Source organism: Natronomonas sp. (assembly GCF_046483325.1).
Taxonomy (GTDB): Archaea; Halobacteriota; Halobacteria; order Halobacteriales; family Haloarculaceae; genus Natronomonas.
This window is the reverse complement of sequence record NZ_JAWODL010000038.1, coordinates 102,534-117,784: the sequence shown is the minus strand read 5'-3', so window position 1 is coordinate 117,784 and position 15,251 is coordinate 102,534. Positions and strand designations below refer to the sequence as shown.

Annotated in this window: 19 protein-coding genes and 2 tRNA genes; 18 read left to right on the top strand and 3 right to left on the bottom strand. The window is 64.1% G+C overall.

Features of this window, described 5'->3' with window-relative positions; translation table 11 throughout:
- Nucleotides 1-26: 26 nt before the first annotated feature.
- Nucleotides 27-107, top strand: a tRNA-Ser gene (locus R6U53_RS10950).
- 236 nt (nt 108-343) lie between these two features.
- On the opposite strand, the gene R6U53_RS10945 is transcribed toward R6U53_RS10950, so the two are convergent.
- Nucleotides 344-1,342: a mechanosensitive ion channel family protein gene (locus R6U53_RS10945; RefSeq protein WP_410322398.1), complete on the bottom strand. Its 999-nt coding sequence runs from the start codon at nt 1,340-1,342 to the stop codon at nt 344-346.
- A 415-nt stretch (nt 1,343-1,757) separates the two neighbouring features.
- On the opposite strand from R6U53_RS10945, the gene thsB reads away from it, so the two are divergent.
- On the top strand, nt 1,758-3,440 hold the full coding sequence (gene thsB, locus R6U53_RS10940; RefSeq protein WP_410322397.1) for a thermosome subunit beta: 1,683 nt from the start codon (nt 1,758-1,760) through the stop codon (nt 3,438-3,440).
- 103 nt (nt 3,441-3,543) lie between these two features.
- On the opposite strand, the gene R6U53_RS10935 is transcribed toward thsB, so the two are convergent.
- Both R6U53_RS10935 and R6U53_RS10930 read right to left on the bottom strand, forming a co-directional pair.
- Nucleotides 3,544-5,298, bottom strand: a complete 1,755-nt coding sequence (locus tag R6U53_RS10935; protein WP_410322396.1) for a nitrite/sulfite reductase — start codon at nt 5,296-5,298, stop codon at nt 3,544-3,546.
- A gap of 86 nt (nt 5,299-5,384) precedes the next feature.
- Complete coding sequence (locus tag R6U53_RS10930) at nt 5,385-5,726, bottom strand: hypothetical protein (protein WP_410322395.1); 342 nt, start codon at nt 5,724-5,726, stop codon at nt 5,385-5,387.
- A 306-nt stretch (nt 5,727-6,032) separates the two neighbouring features.
- Here R6U53_RS10930 and R6U53_RS10925 point away from each other — a divergent pair, with 306 nt between their 5' ends.
- From R6U53_RS10925 to R6U53_RS10850, 16 genes are all read left to right on the top strand, one after another.
- Nucleotides 6,033-6,155, top strand: a complete 123-nt coding sequence (locus R6U53_RS10925; RefSeq protein ID WP_410322394.1) for a hypothetical protein — start codon at nt 6,033-6,035, stop codon at nt 6,153-6,155.
- A 70-nt stretch (nt 6,156-6,225) separates the two neighbouring features.
- Complete coding sequence (locus R6U53_RS10920; protein ID WP_410322393.1) at nt 6,226-6,879, top strand: hypothetical protein; 654 nt, start codon at nt 6,226-6,228, stop codon at nt 6,877-6,879.
- Nucleotides 6,880-6,919: 40 nt separating this feature from the next.
- A tRNA-Lys gene (locus tag R6U53_RS10915) sits at nt 6,920-6,993 on the top strand.
- Nucleotides 6,994-7,116: 123 nt separating this feature from the next.
- On the top strand, nt 7,117-7,695 hold the full coding sequence (locus R6U53_RS10910; protein ID WP_410322392.1) for a hypothetical protein: 579 nt from the start codon (nt 7,117-7,119) through the stop codon (nt 7,693-7,695).
- A gap of 82 nt (nt 7,696-7,777) precedes the next feature.
- Nucleotides 7,778-9,007 carry a translation initiation factor IF-2 subunit gamma gene (locus R6U53_RS10905; protein ID WP_410322391.1) on the top strand — a complete coding sequence of 410 codons (1,230 nt, stop codon included), beginning with the start codon at nt 7,778-7,780 and terminating at the stop codon, nt 9,005-9,007.
- The gene (locus tag R6U53_RS10900) at nt 9,007-9,381 is read left to right on the top strand and encodes a twitching motility protein PilT (protein ID WP_410322390.1); all 375 of its coding nucleotides are present in this window, start codon (nt 9,007-9,009) and stop codon (nt 9,379-9,381) included. Before R6U53_RS10905 ends, R6U53_RS10900 begins: the two co-directional genes overlap by 1 nt.
- Before the next feature lies 1 nt (nt 9,382).
- Nucleotides 9,383-9,952 carry a DNA-directed RNA polymerase gene (locus R6U53_RS10895; RefSeq protein ID WP_410322389.1) on the top strand — a complete coding sequence of 190 codons (570 nt, stop codon included), beginning with the start codon at nt 9,383-9,385 and terminating at the stop codon, nt 9,950-9,952.
- On the top strand, nt 9,953-10,150 hold the full coding sequence (gene spt4, locus R6U53_RS10890; protein ID WP_410322388.1) for a transcription elongation factor subunit Spt4: 198 nt from the start codon (nt 9,953-9,955) through the stop codon (nt 10,148-10,150).
- A gap of 1 nt (nt 10,151) precedes the next feature.
- Nucleotides 10,152-10,691, top strand: a complete 540-nt coding sequence (locus R6U53_RS10885; protein WP_410322387.1) for a GTP-dependent dephospho-CoA kinase family protein — start codon at nt 10,152-10,154, stop codon at nt 10,689-10,691.
- Nucleotides 10,692-10,722: 31 nt separating this feature from the next.
- Nucleotides 10,723-10,911, top strand: a complete 189-nt coding sequence (locus R6U53_RS10880) for a hypothetical protein (RefSeq protein ID WP_410322386.1) — start codon at nt 10,723-10,725, stop codon at nt 10,909-10,911.
- Between the two features lie 81 nt (nt 10,912-10,992).
- A complete protein-coding gene (locus R6U53_RS10875; protein WP_410322385.1) occupies nt 10,993-11,331 on the top strand; it encodes a 30S ribosomal protein S24e in 339 nt (112 codons plus the stop codon).
- Between the two features lies 1 nt (nt 11,332).
- Nucleotides 11,333-11,467, top strand: a complete 135-nt coding sequence (locus tag R6U53_RS10870) for a 30S ribosomal protein S27ae (RefSeq protein WP_410322384.1) — start codon at nt 11,333-11,335, stop codon at nt 11,465-11,467.
- Nucleotides 11,468-11,470: 3 nt separating this feature from the next.
- Nucleotides 11,471-13,096: a bifunctional N(6)-L-threonylcarbamoyladenine synthase/serine/threonine protein kinase gene (locus tag R6U53_RS10865; protein ID WP_410322383.1), complete on the top strand. Its 1,626-nt coding sequence runs from the start codon at nt 11,471-11,473 to the stop codon at nt 13,094-13,096.
- Between the two features lie 49 nt (nt 13,097-13,145).
- Nucleotides 13,146-13,421: a DUF5808 domain-containing protein gene (locus tag R6U53_RS10860; RefSeq protein ID WP_410322382.1), complete on the top strand. Its 276-nt coding sequence runs from the start codon at nt 13,146-13,148 to the stop codon at nt 13,419-13,421.
- 128 nt (nt 13,422-13,549) lie between these two features.
- Nucleotides 13,550-14,851, top strand: coding sequence for a histidine--tRNA ligase (hisS, locus tag R6U53_RS10855; protein WP_410322381.1), 1,302 nt, complete (start codon nt 13,550-13,552; stop codon nt 14,849-14,851).
- Between the two features lie 86 nt (nt 14,852-14,937).
- Nucleotides 14,938-15,234: a bZIP transcription factor gene (locus R6U53_RS10850; protein WP_410322380.1), complete on the top strand. Its 297-nt coding sequence runs from the start codon at nt 14,938-14,940 to the stop codon at nt 15,232-15,234.
- Nucleotides 15,235-15,251: the final 17 nt, after the last annotated feature.

Here is a 15,251-nt window from a genome sequence, read left to right as displayed (position 1 = left end):
CGGCCGACTCCGGTAGGTTCAGGCGAGCCGGGATGGCCGAGTGGTAAGGCGCACGCCTGGAAAGCGTGTTCCCTCAGGGATCCAGGGTTCAAATCCCTGTCCCGGCGTATTCTCGCTGTGAAGACCGAATCGCGCGCCGAGCGCCAGCACGGCGTGCGATCCGCCCTGAACAGCAAAATCGATCCAAAGTTGAAGCCGATGAGTCACAGCCAGCGCAGCGAAGCGAGACGGAACGTCTCGTGTCGGCTCACATTCTCGTCTTGGAGCCTCGTTATCACACCGTCGCGCGCAGCCACCACCCGTCGTGGACGCGTCGTCCGACGAAACTGAACGGCCTCTCGGCTCACTCTAGTTCTGTGGTGTCGTCCTCCACGACGGTGCCACGCATCGAGGCGACCCATCCGTCGATGTTTTCGGCGACGTAGTCTTGACCGCCGAAGCCGACGGCGAGTCCGATCCCGATCGCCAACGCGAGCGCGAGCGTCCCGAGGAACGCCACCACGAAGGTGGTGAAAAGCGAGGTGAGGACCGCGACGTCGAAGCCGATCGTCGACAGCGCGATCGTGATAGTGATATAATATATCAATAATTTAACAACGAGGCTGGCCGCGTTGATCATGCGGCCGTCGTCCATGCCCTTGACGATGGCACCGACCCGTTCTGCGACCCAGATGCCGACCAAAAGCACCAGCAGGCCACCGATCAGTGCCGGGAGGTAACCCGCGAACATGTTCAGAAGCTCCGACAGCGCGGTGATCGCGAGGATGTCCGCGACGGCCAGAAGTGTCACTAGATAGATATAGTACGTCACGAGCTGGCCGACGATGCGACCGAACTCGCCTTCCGTGTCTCCCAGTCGTTCGAGCGGCGTCTCGCGGAGGTACGCGCCGATCCCGAAGCTTCCGACCACGCGAGAGACGATGTCGCCGACGACCCGTCCGGCGATGAATCCGATGACGAGCACGACGAGCGCGCCGAGTATCACCGGCAGGGCGGCGCCTAACTCCGAGAGCAGCCCTGTGAGCTGGGAGATGCCGAGGAGGTCGGCCGCGGCCAGTATCGTCACGAAGTACACGTAGTACGAGACGATCTTTCCGAGGCCGTAGGCGATGCCATCACCGCTTCCCATCTCCTCCATCGCCGTCCCCTCCGCGTATCGATCGATCCCGATCCGGCGCACGATCCGGCTCACGAGACCGCCGAGAATCCGGCCGAAGACGTACCCGACGAGGAGGAGGACGAGCACGGCGAGGATCGTCGGCAGATATCCGATCACCTCTCCGATTGTTTGTTCGATCGCATCTGACACCTGCAGAGTCGAAGACGTCTGTATCTTTAACATCGTCAAGTTCAGATAAGTCACTATCCAATATTGTTATATATCACATATTTTCCGTAAGATAGGCATTACTCGCGGCCCCCTCGAATACTTAAACGTGACGTGCAGCGCCATATACATGGTATATGATATTTTTTGATGGCAATTGCTGTGGCTGCTACGCGAGCGGCACGTCCCGAACCGAAACACACGATGTTCGTGACGCGCCGAGAGCTCGTCGAAGTCGATTCTGTAATAAACCCCGGCGTAATCGACGAGCTATTCCGTTCGATCCGGTTCCGCGTTCCTCTGCGATACCCGTTGTCACAGCGCTGCAGCACCCCGCTTTTGCCGATCACACCGTCTGCGGACCGGATTGAGCCTGACAGCGTTCATCAGACACATTTATATAGAACCACAGACAATCATTCGGGTGTCTATGAGTCAACAGCAACGAATGGGAGGGCAGCCGATGATCATTCTCGGTGAGGATTCCCAGCGGATCAAAGACCGCGACGCCCAGTCGCACAACATCGCGGCGGCGAAAGCGGTCGCCGAGGCGGTACGCTCGACGCTCGGTCCCAAGGGAATGGACAAGATGCTCGTCTCCTCGATGGGTGACATTACCGTGACGAACGACGGCGTCACCATCCTTCAGGAGATGGACATCGACAACCCGACCGCCGAGATGATCGTTCAGGTCGCCGAAACGCAAGAGGACGAGGCCGGCGACGGGACGACGACAGCAGTCTCCATCGCGGGTGAACTGCTCAAGAACGCCGAGCAACTCCTCGAACAGGACATTCACCCGACGGCGATCATCAAGGGCTTCCACCTCGCGAGCGAGCGCGCCCGAGAGGAGGTCGGCAACGTCGCCTACGACGTCGACCCCGAGGACACGGATCTGCTCAAACAGGTCGCCGAGACCTCGATGACCGGCAAGGGCGCCGAACTCGACAAGGACGTGCTCGCCGAACTCGTCGTCGACGCCGTGCAGGCGGTCACCGTCGAAGCTGACGACGGCGAGTCGATCGTCGACCTCGAATACGTCAACATCAAGACCCAGACCGGACGCTCCGCCGCGGAATCCGAACTGCTCAACGGCGGAGTCATCAACAAATCGCCGGAGCACGACAACATGCCCCACGTCGCCGACGACGCGACCGTGCTCCTCCTCAACGAGGCTATCGAGATCGAGGACACCGACGCCGACGCCAACCTCCAACTCGACAGCCCCGATCAGCTCAAGACGTTCATCGATAAGGAGGAGGCACAGATCCGCGAGAAGGTCGACGCCATCGCCGACGCGGGCGCAGACGTCGTTTTCTGTCAGAAAGGTATCGACGACCTCGCGGAGCACTACCTCGCGAAAGCGGGTATCCTCGCGACCTCCCGCGTGAAAAAGAAGGACCTCTCGTTCCTGCGTGAGGTCACCGGCGGTGACATTCTCTCCGATCTCGATGCGATCGAGGACGCCACCCTCGGCTCGGCGAACGTCGAGTACGACGAGGACGACGACCTGTTCTACGTCGAGGGCACCGCCGAGGACGCCCACGGCGTGACGCTGTTGCTCCGCGGCGCCACGCAACACGTCGTCGACGAGCTCGAACGCGGCATCGGTGACGCTCTCGACGTCGTCGCCCAGACGGTCTCGGACGGCCGCGTGCTCGCCGGCGGCGGCGCCGTCGAAGTAGAGGTCGCCCGCCGCGTCCGCGAGTACGCCGACAGCGTCTCCGGCCGCGAACAACTCGCCGTCGAGGCGTTCGCCGACTCGCTCGAACTCGTCCCCCGCGTGCTTGCCGAGAACGCCGGGCTCGACTCCATCGACACGCTCGTCGATCTGCGTGCGGCCCACGACGATGGCGACGAGACGGCCGGTCTCAACGTCTTCACCGGCGACGTCGTCGACACCTTCGAGGCCGGCGTCGTCGAATCCGCCCACGCGAAACAGCAGGCGATCTCCTCGGCGACCGAGGCCGCGAACCTCGTGCTCAAGATCGACGACATCATCGCTGCCGGCGACCTCTCCACCGAGGGCGAAGAGCCCGAAGGTGGCGCCGGTGGTATGGGTGGTATGGGCGGTATGGGCGGCATGGGCGGCGGTATGGGCGGCATGATGTAAGCCGCGACGGCACACATCACCGCTTACGGAGTCGACTCCGGTCGCGTCGAATCGCGCCGATTACCGGACGCACGTTTACCTGCGCGTCCGAGGCGAGCAGCGCTCAGTCGTCCGCGGGCGACGGTGCCGGCGAGGCGTCCATCCCGCTGTCCTCGGCGTAGGGATACCACGTCATTTTCGTGTTCCCCATGTAGGGGTCCTCGTAGGAGGTCTCCTCCGGTTCGACGAGTCCCGTCAGTTCGTCCTCGTCGTGGCGGGCGATGAACTCACGGAAAGACTCGCCACCGATCCGCCGTGCCTCGTAGATCCGAAGCAGATTCCGGATGTAGCCCGGCACTTCGTCGGCGGCGACGCGCATTTCGACCCAGTCGGCGAACCGCGGGTTCTCCCCGAGGCCGCCACCCAAACCGACGTCGAACGCCTCGACGGGCTCGCCGTCCTTTCGGGTCTTCATGCCGCGCAGGGAGATATCGGCGATCTGCGGCTGAGCGCAGGAGGCCGTACAGCCCGACAGGTGGACGTGAAAATCCGAGACGCCTTCCGGTACCTCGACGTTCTCTTTCAGCCAGCGGGCGTATCGGACCATCCGATTTTTCGTCTCGACGATCGACAGCGAACAATATTCGGTGCCGGTACAGGCGATCGAGCCGCGGAGGAACGGGTGCGGCTCGGGCGAGTAGTACTCCAGTAGATCCTCCGCGAGGAGGTCTTCGAGGGCGTCTCCCGCGATATCCGCGACGATGATGTTCTGTCGCTGGGTGAGCCCGATCAGTTCGGAGCCGTACGCCTCGGCGACGTCGGCGAGTTCGATCACGTCCTCGGCGCCCATTCGTCCGACGAGCACCGACAGGCCGACGAAGTAGTTGCCGTCGGACTGCTCGTGGACGCCGACGTAATCGCCGATCTCGTCGTTTCGCCCGGCGTTGTAGCTGTACTGATCGCGGAGGTCTTCGCCGGCCGATCGGAGTTCGACGTCGACGTATTCGTCTTGGAGCATGCGCCGGAGCTTCTCGGGCCCCCACTCGTCGACGAGGAACTTGATCCGGGCATTGAACCGGTTCTCGCGGTCGCCGTGATCGCGGAACAGCGCGGATATGCCGCCGGCCACCTCCGGGACTTCCCCGGGCGTGACGAACACGTCGATATCGCGAGCGAAGCGCGGTTCCTTGCGGGCGAGTCCGCCGCCGACCGTAACGTTGAACCCCTCGACTGCCTCACCGTCGATCTCCTTCGTCGCCGGTTCGAAACCGAGGTCGTTGATCTCCGCCTGTCCCGAGCCGCGGGTGTCGCCGGTGACGGCGACCTTCCACTTTCGCGGGAGGTTCGAGTGGTCATCGTTGCGCTTGAAGGTCTCGTTGAGTTCCTGGATGACCGGCCACGCGTTGACGTGCTCTTTTTTATCCCGGCCGGCGACCGGTGAGCCGACGATGTTTCGCCACGAGTCGCCACACGCCTGGATCGTCGAGAGCCCGTTGGCCTCGAGCCTATCGAAGATGTCGGGGACGTCCGCCAGTTGAATCCAGTGTAGTTGGATCGACTGCCGGGTGGTCCAATCACAGTACGCGCCGCCGAACTCGGGATTTTCGGCGGGACCGTGGGCGTACTCTTGTGCGATCTCCCCGACGACGCGTAGCTGTTCGGGCGTGAGCCGACCGTTCGGCGTCCCGATGCGCATCATGAAATAGCTCTCTTGGCCCTTCCGCTGGTGGTACAGTCCCCACCATTTGAACCGCTCGAACCACGCGTCACGTTCGTCCTCCGGAATGGCGTTCCAGCCCTCCTCGGCGAACCGATTGAGGTGGTCTCTGACCTCCGTTCCGTAGGTTTCGTCCTTCCAGCCCTCGACCTTGCTCGGCATACTGGTGGCCTGTGTCCCCGAACATATACGACCGCCCCTGACGTCAATCCTCCCCGCTGCTCATCCGTAGCGGACAGTCTATCCGGTTACTCGGTCGGCGATGCGAGCCGTCGCCGTCGCTCCGGAACGTGGACGCTCGTGGGGTCGACGCCGAGGAACCGACTCGATTCGAGGTCCACGACCCGGCCGAGCGTCAGCCAGTCCGTGACACCGCTCTCGCCGCACTCGATGCACTGGCCGGCGATACGCCCCTCGATGTCCGGGTGATCGACGCCGATCTCGACGAACCCTTCTGCCAGAAAGTCGGTCATGTCGCACGAACAGAAGTCCTGTCGCGCGAGCCACCACAGGTCGCTGACGTTCACCACGCGCGCGTCGTTGACGCTCAGCCACGCACCGTCGTCGAGTTGGTGTACCGAGGTGGGCATACGTCCGGTAGACTCGCCGCCGGAGTAAGCCCGTCGGCACCCCGCGGTGATTGCCGGGCGTCACGAATCGCGGTGACGCTCGGATTCACCGAAACCACACGACAGCAATCGAATGTATCGAGAGGAACCGTCGCAGAAAGCGGACATTCCCTCCTCGATCCGGGAGCTTGGGCAGCGTTTAGGGGTGCAGCGGCGTTTAATACTCGAGATGACCTACGATGGCCCGATGAGAGATAGACAGCGGGAGGCGAAGCGACAGCACACGTCCGCCGACGTCGCTCCCGAGCTGTACGAGGAGGACTCACGATGACCGGGCGTATCGACGACGCGGACGAGGAGCCGCTCGACACGAGCCACCTCGACGACATCGAGGAGGGCGCCGGCTGTACGGAGATCTGGGAACACCTCTCCGACGAGCGCGACGAGTGAGAGCGACCCTGTGCGGACACCGCGCGTCGCGGCGGGACGTTTTTTATCCCGGTTACCGTATCGCCGGGCGATGAACTACCATTCGGGCGGCGATCCCCCCACCGACCGTGAATCTCCGGTCGGTGAGCCGGTCATTCGTCGCGATCCGAAGGTCGCCGGCGACAAGGCGGTTCGGTTCGACCCGAACGATCCCGAGAGCGTCGCCGAAGCCGTTGACACGGTCCGTCGGTTCGCCTCGAACACCGCCGGCAGCGAGGACAACGTCTACATGCTTCGGGGGGCGGCCGCCTGTGCGGCGCTGGTTCGCGGCACAGGCTCGTACAAAACCGCGGCCGAGCGGGCGGGCGGCGATGCGACGGTCTCGTTCATCCGAAAGTGGGCCCGGGTTCACGACCTCCCGCGGTCGATCCGACGCCACGTCGCCCTCGGCGAGATCGCGCCGACGGCGGCGAAACACATCGCGCGCGTTTCCGGAGAATCGCGCTTCCTGCTCGCGTGGGCGACCCTCGATCACGATCTGACCGTGCGAGAGGTCCGATCGATCGCTTCGCGGGTCAACGAGGGCCACAGCGTCGAGGACGCGCTCGCGGCCGAGGGTATCGATCTCGGACGACTGACGGTGTCGGTACCGCCCGAAACCTATCGGGAGCTCCGTCGTCACGCCGCGTTGGAGGGGGCCGATCCCGGGCAGATCATCGCCCGCGCGCTGGCTGAATATCTGTAATCGAAAGAGTTTATCGACGACCGCGGTAAGGTGGTGGTGAGGGCCGATAGCTCAGTTCGGCAGAGCGTCTGGCTTTTAACCAGACGGTCGGGGGTTCGAATCCCTCTCGGCCCGTTCTGCGACGAGCGGGCGCGAGGTCTGCCCGTCGAACTCCGCCGTGTCATCTATCACGGTTTTTTCGCCGTGAGACACGGCGACGAACAATGATTTAAGACGCCGCCGCCCGCCACCCCTCGCATGGACTACGACCTCGCCATCGAGAACACGCCCGAGACGATCCCGGGCGGCACCGGAATCCTTCTGATCCACCCGAGCACCGGCGAGACCGACCGAATCGACACGGACTTTCTGAAGACGGACACGGACCGAATCCTCGTCATCTCGACGCGGACGACCGCCCGCGAGGTCCAACAGAAACTCGAGTACTACGACGTCGACGAGACGAAAGCCGACATCCTGGATACGCTCTCGGTCGAGCGGGGCTACTCGCGGCGCTCCTCCGAACACGTTCACTACGTTTCCGCGCCCGACGATCTCGACGGGATCGTCGAGACGACCCGTCGGTTCCTCGACGAACACGATGGCAAGCGGCGGATCAGCCTCGACTCGGTAACGGAGATGGCGTACTACGCCGACGACGAGCGCGCTCTCGAAACCGTCGAAAAACTGCTCGGACTGCTGGAGGAGTACGACGCTGTCGGGCTCTTTCATCTCTCCGAGGAGGTCCACGACGCGGCCACCGTCGACACGTTCAAGGAACTGTTTGACGGCACCATCTACCTCGATTCGGACGGCACCGTCGAGAGCGAATTTTAACGTCGCGAGTTCGGTCACCACCCTGCGTCGTCGGAACAGTAGGTTTATCAGTCGCAGGGGTGGATATTCACGTCATTACTAAATGACGCAGAAACACCGACAACCGGAGGTGAACATCGGACTGGTCGGCCACGTCGACCACGGGAAGACGACGCTCGTCGAATCGCTCTCCGGTGAGTGGACGGACCAACACTCCGAGGAGATGAAACGCGGCATCTCCATTCGCCTCGGCTACGCCGACGCGACGTTCCGGGAGTGTCCGGACCTCAACGAACCCGAGCGCTATACCGTCGACGAAAGCTGTCCGGACGGCTCCGAGAGCGAGCATCTCCGGACCGTTTCGTTCGTCGATGCCCCCGGTCACGAGACGCTGATGGCGACGATGCTGTCCGGGGCGGCGATCATGGACGGCGCGGTGTTGGTCATCGCGGCGAACGAGCCGGTTCCCCGCGCCCAGACCGAAGAGCACCTCATGGCGCTCGACAGCATCGGCATCGAGAACATCGTCATCGCCCAAAACAAGATCGACCTCGTCGATCGCGAACAGGCGGTGCGAAACTACGAACAGATCGAGGAGTTCGTCGAGGGGACGGTCGCCGAGGACGCACCGATCGTTCCGATCTCCGCCCAGCGCGACGTCAACGTCGATCTGTTGATCGGGACGATCGAAGAGGAGATCCCGACGCCGGAGCGCGATCCGGATACGGACGCTCGGATGCAGGTCGCCCGCTCGTTCGACATCAACCGACCGGGGACGACGTGGGAGGACCTCGTCGGGGGCGTCATCGGCGGGTCGCTCACGCAGGGTCGCCTCGCGGTCGACGACGAGATCGAGATCAAACCCGGCCGCGAGGTCGAGGCGGGCGGTCAATCGGAGTACCAGCCGGTCGAAACCTCCATCCGATCGCTTCAGGCCGGCGGCGAGTTCGTCGACGAGGTGACGCCGGGCGGACTGCTCGGCGTCGGTACCGGATTGGACCCCTCGCTGACGAAAGGCGACGCGCTCGCCGGACAGGTCGCCGGACCGCCGGGAACGCTGCCCCCCACGCGCGAGTCGTTCACCATGGACGTCGAGTTGCTCGACCGCGTCGTCGGCGAGAACGCCGAGGAAATCGAGCCGATCAGCACCGGTGAACCGCTGATGCTCACCGTCGGGACGGCGACCACGGTCGGTGCGGTCACGAGCGCCCGCGACGATGAGTGCGAAGTCAACCTCAAACGTCCGGTCTGTGCGCCAGAGGGTGCGAAGATCGCGATCAATCGCCGCGTCGGCGCGCGCTGGCGGCTCATCGGCGTCGGGACGCTACGGTGATGCGCGTGGTACTCGACGCGAACGCGTTGATGGCTCCCGTCGAGGTCGGCGTCCGAACCTTCGAGGAACTCGACCGACTCCTCGGAGAGTACGAGGCGCTCGTCCCCGACGCGGTGCTCGCCGAACTCGATCGGCTCGCGGAGGGCGGCGGCAAGGCGGCGACGGCCGCGAGCGTCGGCGCGGATCTGGCGCGTAGGGAGTGTCGGATCGTCAGCCACGACGCAAGTTACGCCGACGACGCCGTGCTCGAACTCGGCGAGCGAGTCGACTATGCGGTCACGAGCGATATGCCGCTCAGAGGGCGACTGTTGGAAGCGAACGTTCCCGTAATCTGTTTACGGGGGCGAACCAAATTCGAGATCACTGAACCATAGTATGTACAAACGGGTCCGACTCAAAGATACGGTGGAGGTCCCTCCAAGACACCTCGCTGACGTATCGCCCGAGCTCGTCAAGCGGCTGTTGCAGGACAAGCTCGAAGGACAGATGGATGGGGACGTCGGCAGCGTCGTCTCCGTGACGAAAGTCCACGACATCGGCGACGGTGCCGTACTTCCCAATCGTCCCGGCGTCTACTACGAGGCCGAGTTCGACGCGGTCACTTTCGATCCGCAGATGCAGGAAGTCGTCGACGGCGAGGTCGTCGAAGTCGTCAACTTCGGCGCGTTCGTCGGGATCGGGCCGGTCGACGGGTTGCTCCACGTCTCCCAGATCTCCGATGAGTATCTGGCGTACGACGGCGAGAACCAACAGCTGGCCTCGCGGGATTCGAACCGCGTGTTGAGCGTCGGCGACTCCGTACGAACGCGAATCGTCACGAAGAGCATCGACGAGCGGAACCCCCGCGACTCGAAGATCGGACTGACCGCGAAGCAGCCGGGGCTCGGCAAGCACGGCTGGCTCGAGGAGGAGCGACAGCGCCGCGAGGCGCAGGCGGGTGACTAGATGGCGACTCGTCTGGTGTGTCGCGACTGCCATCGCGTACTCGACGTCGAAAGCGGCGAGCAATGTCCGGCGTGCGGTTCGAACTCGCTCAGCGAGGACTGGGCCGGCTACGTCGTTATCGCCCACCCCGAAGAGAGCGAGATCGCCGAGGCGATGGGGATCACTGAACCCGGTCAGTACGCGCTGAAGGTTCGCTGAGATGCCGACTATCCTGGCCAAGCTCCCGGTCGAGATGCGTGATGATCTCAAAGCGCCGCTCGGCACGATCTACACCGAGACCGACGAACTCCTCGCCGACGCGGGCGATCCGATCGTCGCGGTCGGTGACATCGTCACGTACCACCTTCTCGAGGCCGATCGGCGGCCGGACGTCGCCATCGTCGACGGGAAGACGAAACGCGAGCGCGTCGAGCGCGAGGTGCTGAACGCCATCGACGGCTTCGACGATCGCATCGACGTCGTGAACCCGCAGTCGACGATCACCGACGATCTCCTCGAGGCGCTCGCGAGCGCGCTCGACCGATCGACGTCGACCGTCATCGTCGTCGATGGCGAGGAGGATCTCGCGGCGATTCCGGCGGTGCTCGCGGTTCCCGAGGGCGGCTCGATCGTCTACGGCCAACCCGACGAGGGAATGGTGCTCGTGCCGATCACCGACGAGACCCGAACGCGCTGTCGGAACCTCTTAGAGCGGATGGAGAGCGACTACGAACGGATCGACGACATCCTCGCCCCGTAGCGTTTTTCACGTATCGACCCGTCGGACGGGCATGGATCGAGAGTGGGTGTACGAGTTCTGGCCGTTTCTCATCGGTGTCGCGATAATCGTCGTCGGAAACATCTACCTCTACGTCCTGCAAGGCACTGACTGGCGGCCGGGCGGGCTGCCGTTCGTCGTCGCGATCGTCGTCGTGTTGCTGATCGAGGCGGGAAGAGCGGCCTATCGCCGATTCGCGTAACCGCCGAATCGGTACGTAGCGTCCGTCTGCGGCTTCGAAATCCTTTTACGCGTTTCGGGGAAACGTTCGGGCAACGTAACCATGGAAGTCGAAATCATCGACGAAGACGAAAATCCGATGTTGCACCGGACCGACGTCCGTTTTCAGCTGACCCACGAGGAAGCGACGCCGTCGAGACTCTCCGTTCGAGATTCGCTCGCGGCGAAACTCAACAAGGACGCGAGCGAAGTCGTCGTCCGGAAGCTCGACACGAAATACGGCATGCGAAAGACCGTCGGCTACGCGAAGGTCTACGACGACGCCGAACACGCCCAGGCCGTCGAGCAGGGCCACGCCCTCGAACGCAACAAGATCGCCGGTGCGGACGACGCCGACGAGGACATCGACGCCGACACCGAGGTCGAAGCGGAGGAAGCCTGAGATGGCGCGCTACGAACTCTACAACGAGGACGGTACCACGGATCACGAGCGCTGCCCGCGCTGTGGCGACACGTTCCTCGGCGAGTACGGCGATCGCAAACACTGTGGCAAGTGCAGCTACACCGAGTTCAACTAGGCCGTGACCCGCGTGCTCGGTATCGAGGGGACCGCCTGGTGCGCCAGCGCGGCCGTCTTCGACGCCGCGGACGAGGACGTTCGAATTTTCTCCGACGCCTACCAGCCCGATAGCGGCGGTATTCACCCGCGCGAGGCGGCTGAACACATGCGGGGTGCGATCCCGGAAGTCGTCGCCCGGGCGATCAAACTGGTCGAATCGAGGGACGGCGATCCGAGCGAAGCGATCGACGCGGTCGCGTTCTCCCGCGGTCCGGGACTCGGCCCTTGTCTGCGGATCGCCGGGACCGCCGCCCGCGCGCTCGCCGGGTCGCTCGACGTCCCGCTCGTCGGCGTCAACCACATGGTCGCTCACCTGGAGATCGGCCGTCACAACTCGGGATTCGACGCGCCGGTCTGTCTGAACGCCTCGGGCGCGAACGCCCACGTCCTCGGCTATCACGACGGCCGCTATCGGGTGCTCGGCGAGACTATGGACACGGGGATCGGCAACGCGATCGACAAGTTCACCCGCCACGTCGGCTGGACGCACCCCGGCGGGCCGAAAGTCGAAAAGCGGGCCAAAGAGGGCGAGTACATCGAGTTGCCCTACGTCGTCAAGGGGATGGACTTCTCGTTTTCGGGGATCTCCTCGGCGGCCAATGACGCCGTCGACGGCGGGACGCCGGTCGAAGACGTCTGTCGTGGCCTCCAAGAGACGACGTTCGCGATGCTCACTGAGGTGAGCGAGCGAGCGCTCTCGTTGACCGGCGCCGACGAACTCGTATTGGGCGGCGGCGTCGGGCAAAACGCGCGGCTCCGGGAGATGCTCGACACGATGTGCGGTGCGCGGGGGGCGTCTTTCTACGCGCCCGAACCGCGATTCCTGCGGGACAACGCCGGCATGATCGCGGTCCTCGGCGCGAAGATGTTCGAGGCCGGCGACACGATCGCGATCGGGGGTTCGCGGGTTCGGCCGGACTTCCGGCCCGACGAGGTACCGGTGACGTGGCGATCCGGCAGTCGCGACGGCGAGCGATCCGACACCGACGCCGAGACGACCCAAACGCAGGGTGCGGAGGCGATCGTCGACCTCGACCGCAACCGTGGGTCTGCGTTCAAACGCCGGGTCTCGAAGGCGTACCGGCACCCCGAACTCGACGCTCGGCTTCGTCGACGTCGAACGCGATCGGAGGCCCGGTTGACCAGTGAGGCCCGCCGCGTCGGGGTTCCGACGCCGGTCGTCTTCGACGTCGATCCGCGTGAGGGGCTGCTCGAGGTCGAGTTCGTCGGCGACGCCGACCTCAGGGACGCGATCGCCGAGTCGAGCGTTCGGCGGGTCGGCGAACACCTCGCGCGGTGTCACGATGCGGGATTCGTTCACGGCGATCCGACGCCGCGAAACGTCCGCGTCCGACGGAACGAGGGGGGCGACGCCCTCGTCTATCTCATCGACTTCGGCCTCGGCTACCACAGCGATCACGTCGAGGATTACGCGATGGATCTCCACGTCTTCGAGGGCGCCGTGGCTGGGACGGCTGGCGATCCCGCGGCGTGTATCGACGCCTTTGAAGACGCCTATCAGGCCGTCGGCGACGACCGGGTTCTCGATCGCTTGCGCGACATCGAGACCCGCGGTCGCTACCAGTGATCGGGCGCGAGGGCGTGCTTATAAGTTCCGCCCTGTCGTAGTGGCAATCATGACCGACAAGCCACAATCCGGCGAACTGTTCGGAATCCCGTATAACTTCGCTCGACCCTCCCTCGGGCGGATGCTGTCGGCGTACTGGCAGCCGGGCAAGGGGATGCTCGTCGAGAAACCGTTCGGGATCGGCTACACGTTGAATCTGGCGAACTGGCGCTCGTGGATCGTCCTGGGCATCGCGGCGGGGCTGTTCTACCAACAGCAGGGCTCGGCCGATTCCGTCGACGACGAGGTCGGCGAGGAACCGGTCGAAGTCATCGTCGACGACTGATCCTCTCGGCTCGTTTCTACTTTGTTTCGCCAGCGCCGTCATCCGATAGCCCCCGCCACGGGATTCCCTGATGTTCGCCGTTCGAAGAGGATCGCACCTTTTAGGGTCTCGCCACCGAACCTCAGCCCATGTACGACGGTCTCAAGGGATTCAGGGATTTTTACCCCGGCGAGATGTCCGCCCGCCGGGCGGTCACGGACACCATCGAGGAGCGCGTTCGACGGTACGGCTTTCGGGAGATCGGAACGCCCGCGCTCGAGCGAACGCAGATGTACGTCGACAAATCCGGCGAGGAAATCGTCGACGAACTGTACGCCTTCGAGGACAAAGGGGGCCGGTCGGTCGCGTTGACGCCGGAGTTGACGCCGACGGTCGCTCGGATGGTCGTCGCACGGCAGGGCGCGCTCGCCCGCCCGATAAAGTGGTTTTCGACCCGGCCCTTTTGGCGCTACGAGCAGGTCCAACAGGGTCGGTTTCGGGAGTTCTACCAGACGAACGTCGACATCTTCGGCTCCGATCGGCCGGAGTCGGACGCCGAAATCCTCGCCGTCGCGGCCGAGCTCATGACCGATCTCGGACTCGCGGCCGACGAGTTCGAGTTCCGCGTCTCTCATCGCGACATCCTCGGCGGTCTGCTCGAATCGCTCGATAGCGACGTCGAGATGGCCGACGCCATCCGCGCCGTCGACAAACGTGAGAAGATCGACCGCGAGGCGTACTACGGCCTCCTCGTCGACGCCGGGCTGGAGCGCGACGAGGCCGAACGCTTCGACGACGTGCTCGGGACGGACGATCTCGTCGATCTCGTCGACTTCGCCGACACTGAGCGCGTTTTTGCGGCCGTCGAGAACCTGCGTGCGGTCCTCGACGCCGCTGCGGACTTCGGCGTTCGCGAGCACTGTACCGTCTCGCTCGAGACCGCGCGCGGCCTCGATTACTACACCGGCGTCGTCTTCGAGTGTTTCGACACCGCCGGCGAGGTCTCCAGATCGGTGTTCGGCGGCGGTCGGTACGACGATCTCATCGAGGGGTTCGGCGGACAGCCGACGCCCGCCGTCGGCGTCGGCATCGGCCACGAGACGCTTTCGCTTCTGTGCCAGCGCGCAGGCGTCTGGCCCGACGAAACTGTCGACACCGACTACTACGTGCTGACCGTCGGCGACACCCGTGCCGTGGCCGCTGAGATCGCTCGTAACCTCCGCGAACTCGGCCACGTGGTCGAGTCGGATCTGCACGGTCGGGGGTTCGGCGATCAGCTCTCGTACGCCGACGGTATCGGCGCGGAGACTGTCGTGATAGTCGGCGAACAGGACCTCGAAGGCGACTGCGTGACGATCAAGGACATGCGCTCGGGCGAGCAGACGCAGGTTCCGCTGGCGGAGTTCCCGCCCGAAGAGGGGCGGCCGACGTACGACGATTTTGCCGAGTAAGCACTGCTTATCGATCGATCGCACTCGGTCGAATCGGTGGTAATGTCTGACGCACATTTATACGTGCGGGGGGACGAAACGGATGTATGTCCGGGAACCGAGTGGAGGAACTCGAGGCCAAAGTGCGCAAACTCGAGGCGACGATCGACGGGTTGACTGACGAACTCGTCGAAACGAAAGAGCGGCTGGGAGCCATCGAAGACGAGGCCGGCATCGAACCCGAAGTGCTCGAAGGACGGCTCACGCGATCGCGTCAATCCAGTGGGGCGGACGCGGGAAAGTCGGACGATGGCGAGACATCGGCACACAAAAATAGCGAGGGCGATGAGGGGGACACAGAGGAGACGGCGGACACCCTGGGCGACGACATCATCGTCGCCTGATCGGGGCGACCACCACA

Excerpts from the sequence above, each read along its gene's own strand:
- R6U53_RS10880 (WP_410322386.1), top strand. The coding sequence starts at position 10,723 with ATGGATCGAGAGTGGGTGTACGAGTTCTGGCCGTTTCTCATCGGTGTC.
- R6U53_RS10850 (WP_410322380.1), top strand. The coding sequence starts at position 14,938 with ATGTCCGGGAACCGAGTGGAGGAACTCGAGGCCAAAGTGCGCAAACTC.
- R6U53_RS10945 (WP_410322398.1), bottom strand. The coding sequence starts at position 1,342 with ATGTTAAAGATACAGACGTCTTCGACTCTGCAGGTGTCAGATGCGATC.
- R6U53_RS10930 (WP_410322395.1), bottom strand. The coding sequence starts at position 5,726 with ATGCCCACCTCGGTACACCAACTCGACGACGGTGCGTGGCTGAGCGTC.
- R6U53_RS10885 (WP_410322387.1), top strand. The coding sequence starts at position 10,152 with ATGCCGACTATCCTGGCCAAGCTCCCGGTCGAGATGCGTGATGATCTC.
- R6U53_RS10895 (WP_410322389.1), top strand. The coding sequence starts at position 9,383 with ATGTACAAACGGGTCCGACTCAAAGATACGGTGGAGGTCCCTCCAAGA.
- R6U53_RS10935 (WP_410322396.1), bottom strand. The coding sequence starts at position 5,298 with ATGCCGAGCAAGGTCGAGGGCTGGAAGGACGAAACCTACGGAACGGAG.
- R6U53_RS10900 (WP_410322390.1), top strand. The coding sequence starts at position 9,007 with ATGCGCGTGGTACTCGACGCGAACGCGTTGATGGCTCCCGTCGAGGTC.
- thsB (WP_410322397.1), top strand. The coding sequence starts at position 1,758 with ATGAGTCAACAGCAACGAATGGGAGGGCAGCCGATGATCATTCTCGGT.
- R6U53_RS10875 (WP_410322385.1), top strand. The coding sequence starts at position 10,993 with ATGGAAGTCGAAATCATCGACGAAGACGAAAATCCGATGTTGCACCGG.
- R6U53_RS10920 (WP_410322393.1), top strand. The coding sequence starts at position 6,226 with ATGAACTACCATTCGGGCGGCGATCCCCCCACCGACCGTGAATCTCCG.
- R6U53_RS10910 (WP_410322392.1), top strand. The coding sequence starts at position 7,117 with ATGGACTACGACCTCGCCATCGAGAACACGCCCGAGACGATCCCGGGC.
- spt4 (WP_410322388.1), top strand. The coding sequence starts at position 9,953 with ATGGCGACTCGTCTGGTGTGTCGCGACTGCCATCGCGTACTCGACGTC.
- R6U53_RS10870 (WP_410322384.1), top strand. The coding sequence starts at position 11,333 with ATGGCGCGCTACGAACTCTACAACGAGGACGGTACCACGGATCACGAG.
- R6U53_RS10925 (WP_410322394.1), top strand. The coding sequence starts at position 6,033 with ATGACCGGGCGTATCGACGACGCGGACGAGGAGCCGCTCGACACGAGC.
- R6U53_RS10905 (WP_410322391.1), top strand. The coding sequence starts at position 7,778 with ATGACGCAGAAACACCGACAACCGGAGGTGAACATCGGACTGGTCGGC.
- hisS (WP_410322381.1), top strand. The coding sequence starts at position 13,550 with ATGTACGACGGTCTCAAGGGATTCAGGGATTTTTACCCCGGCGAGATG.
- R6U53_RS10860 (WP_410322382.1), top strand. The coding sequence starts at position 13,146 with ATGACCGACAAGCCACAATCCGGCGAACTGTTCGGAATCCCGTATAAC.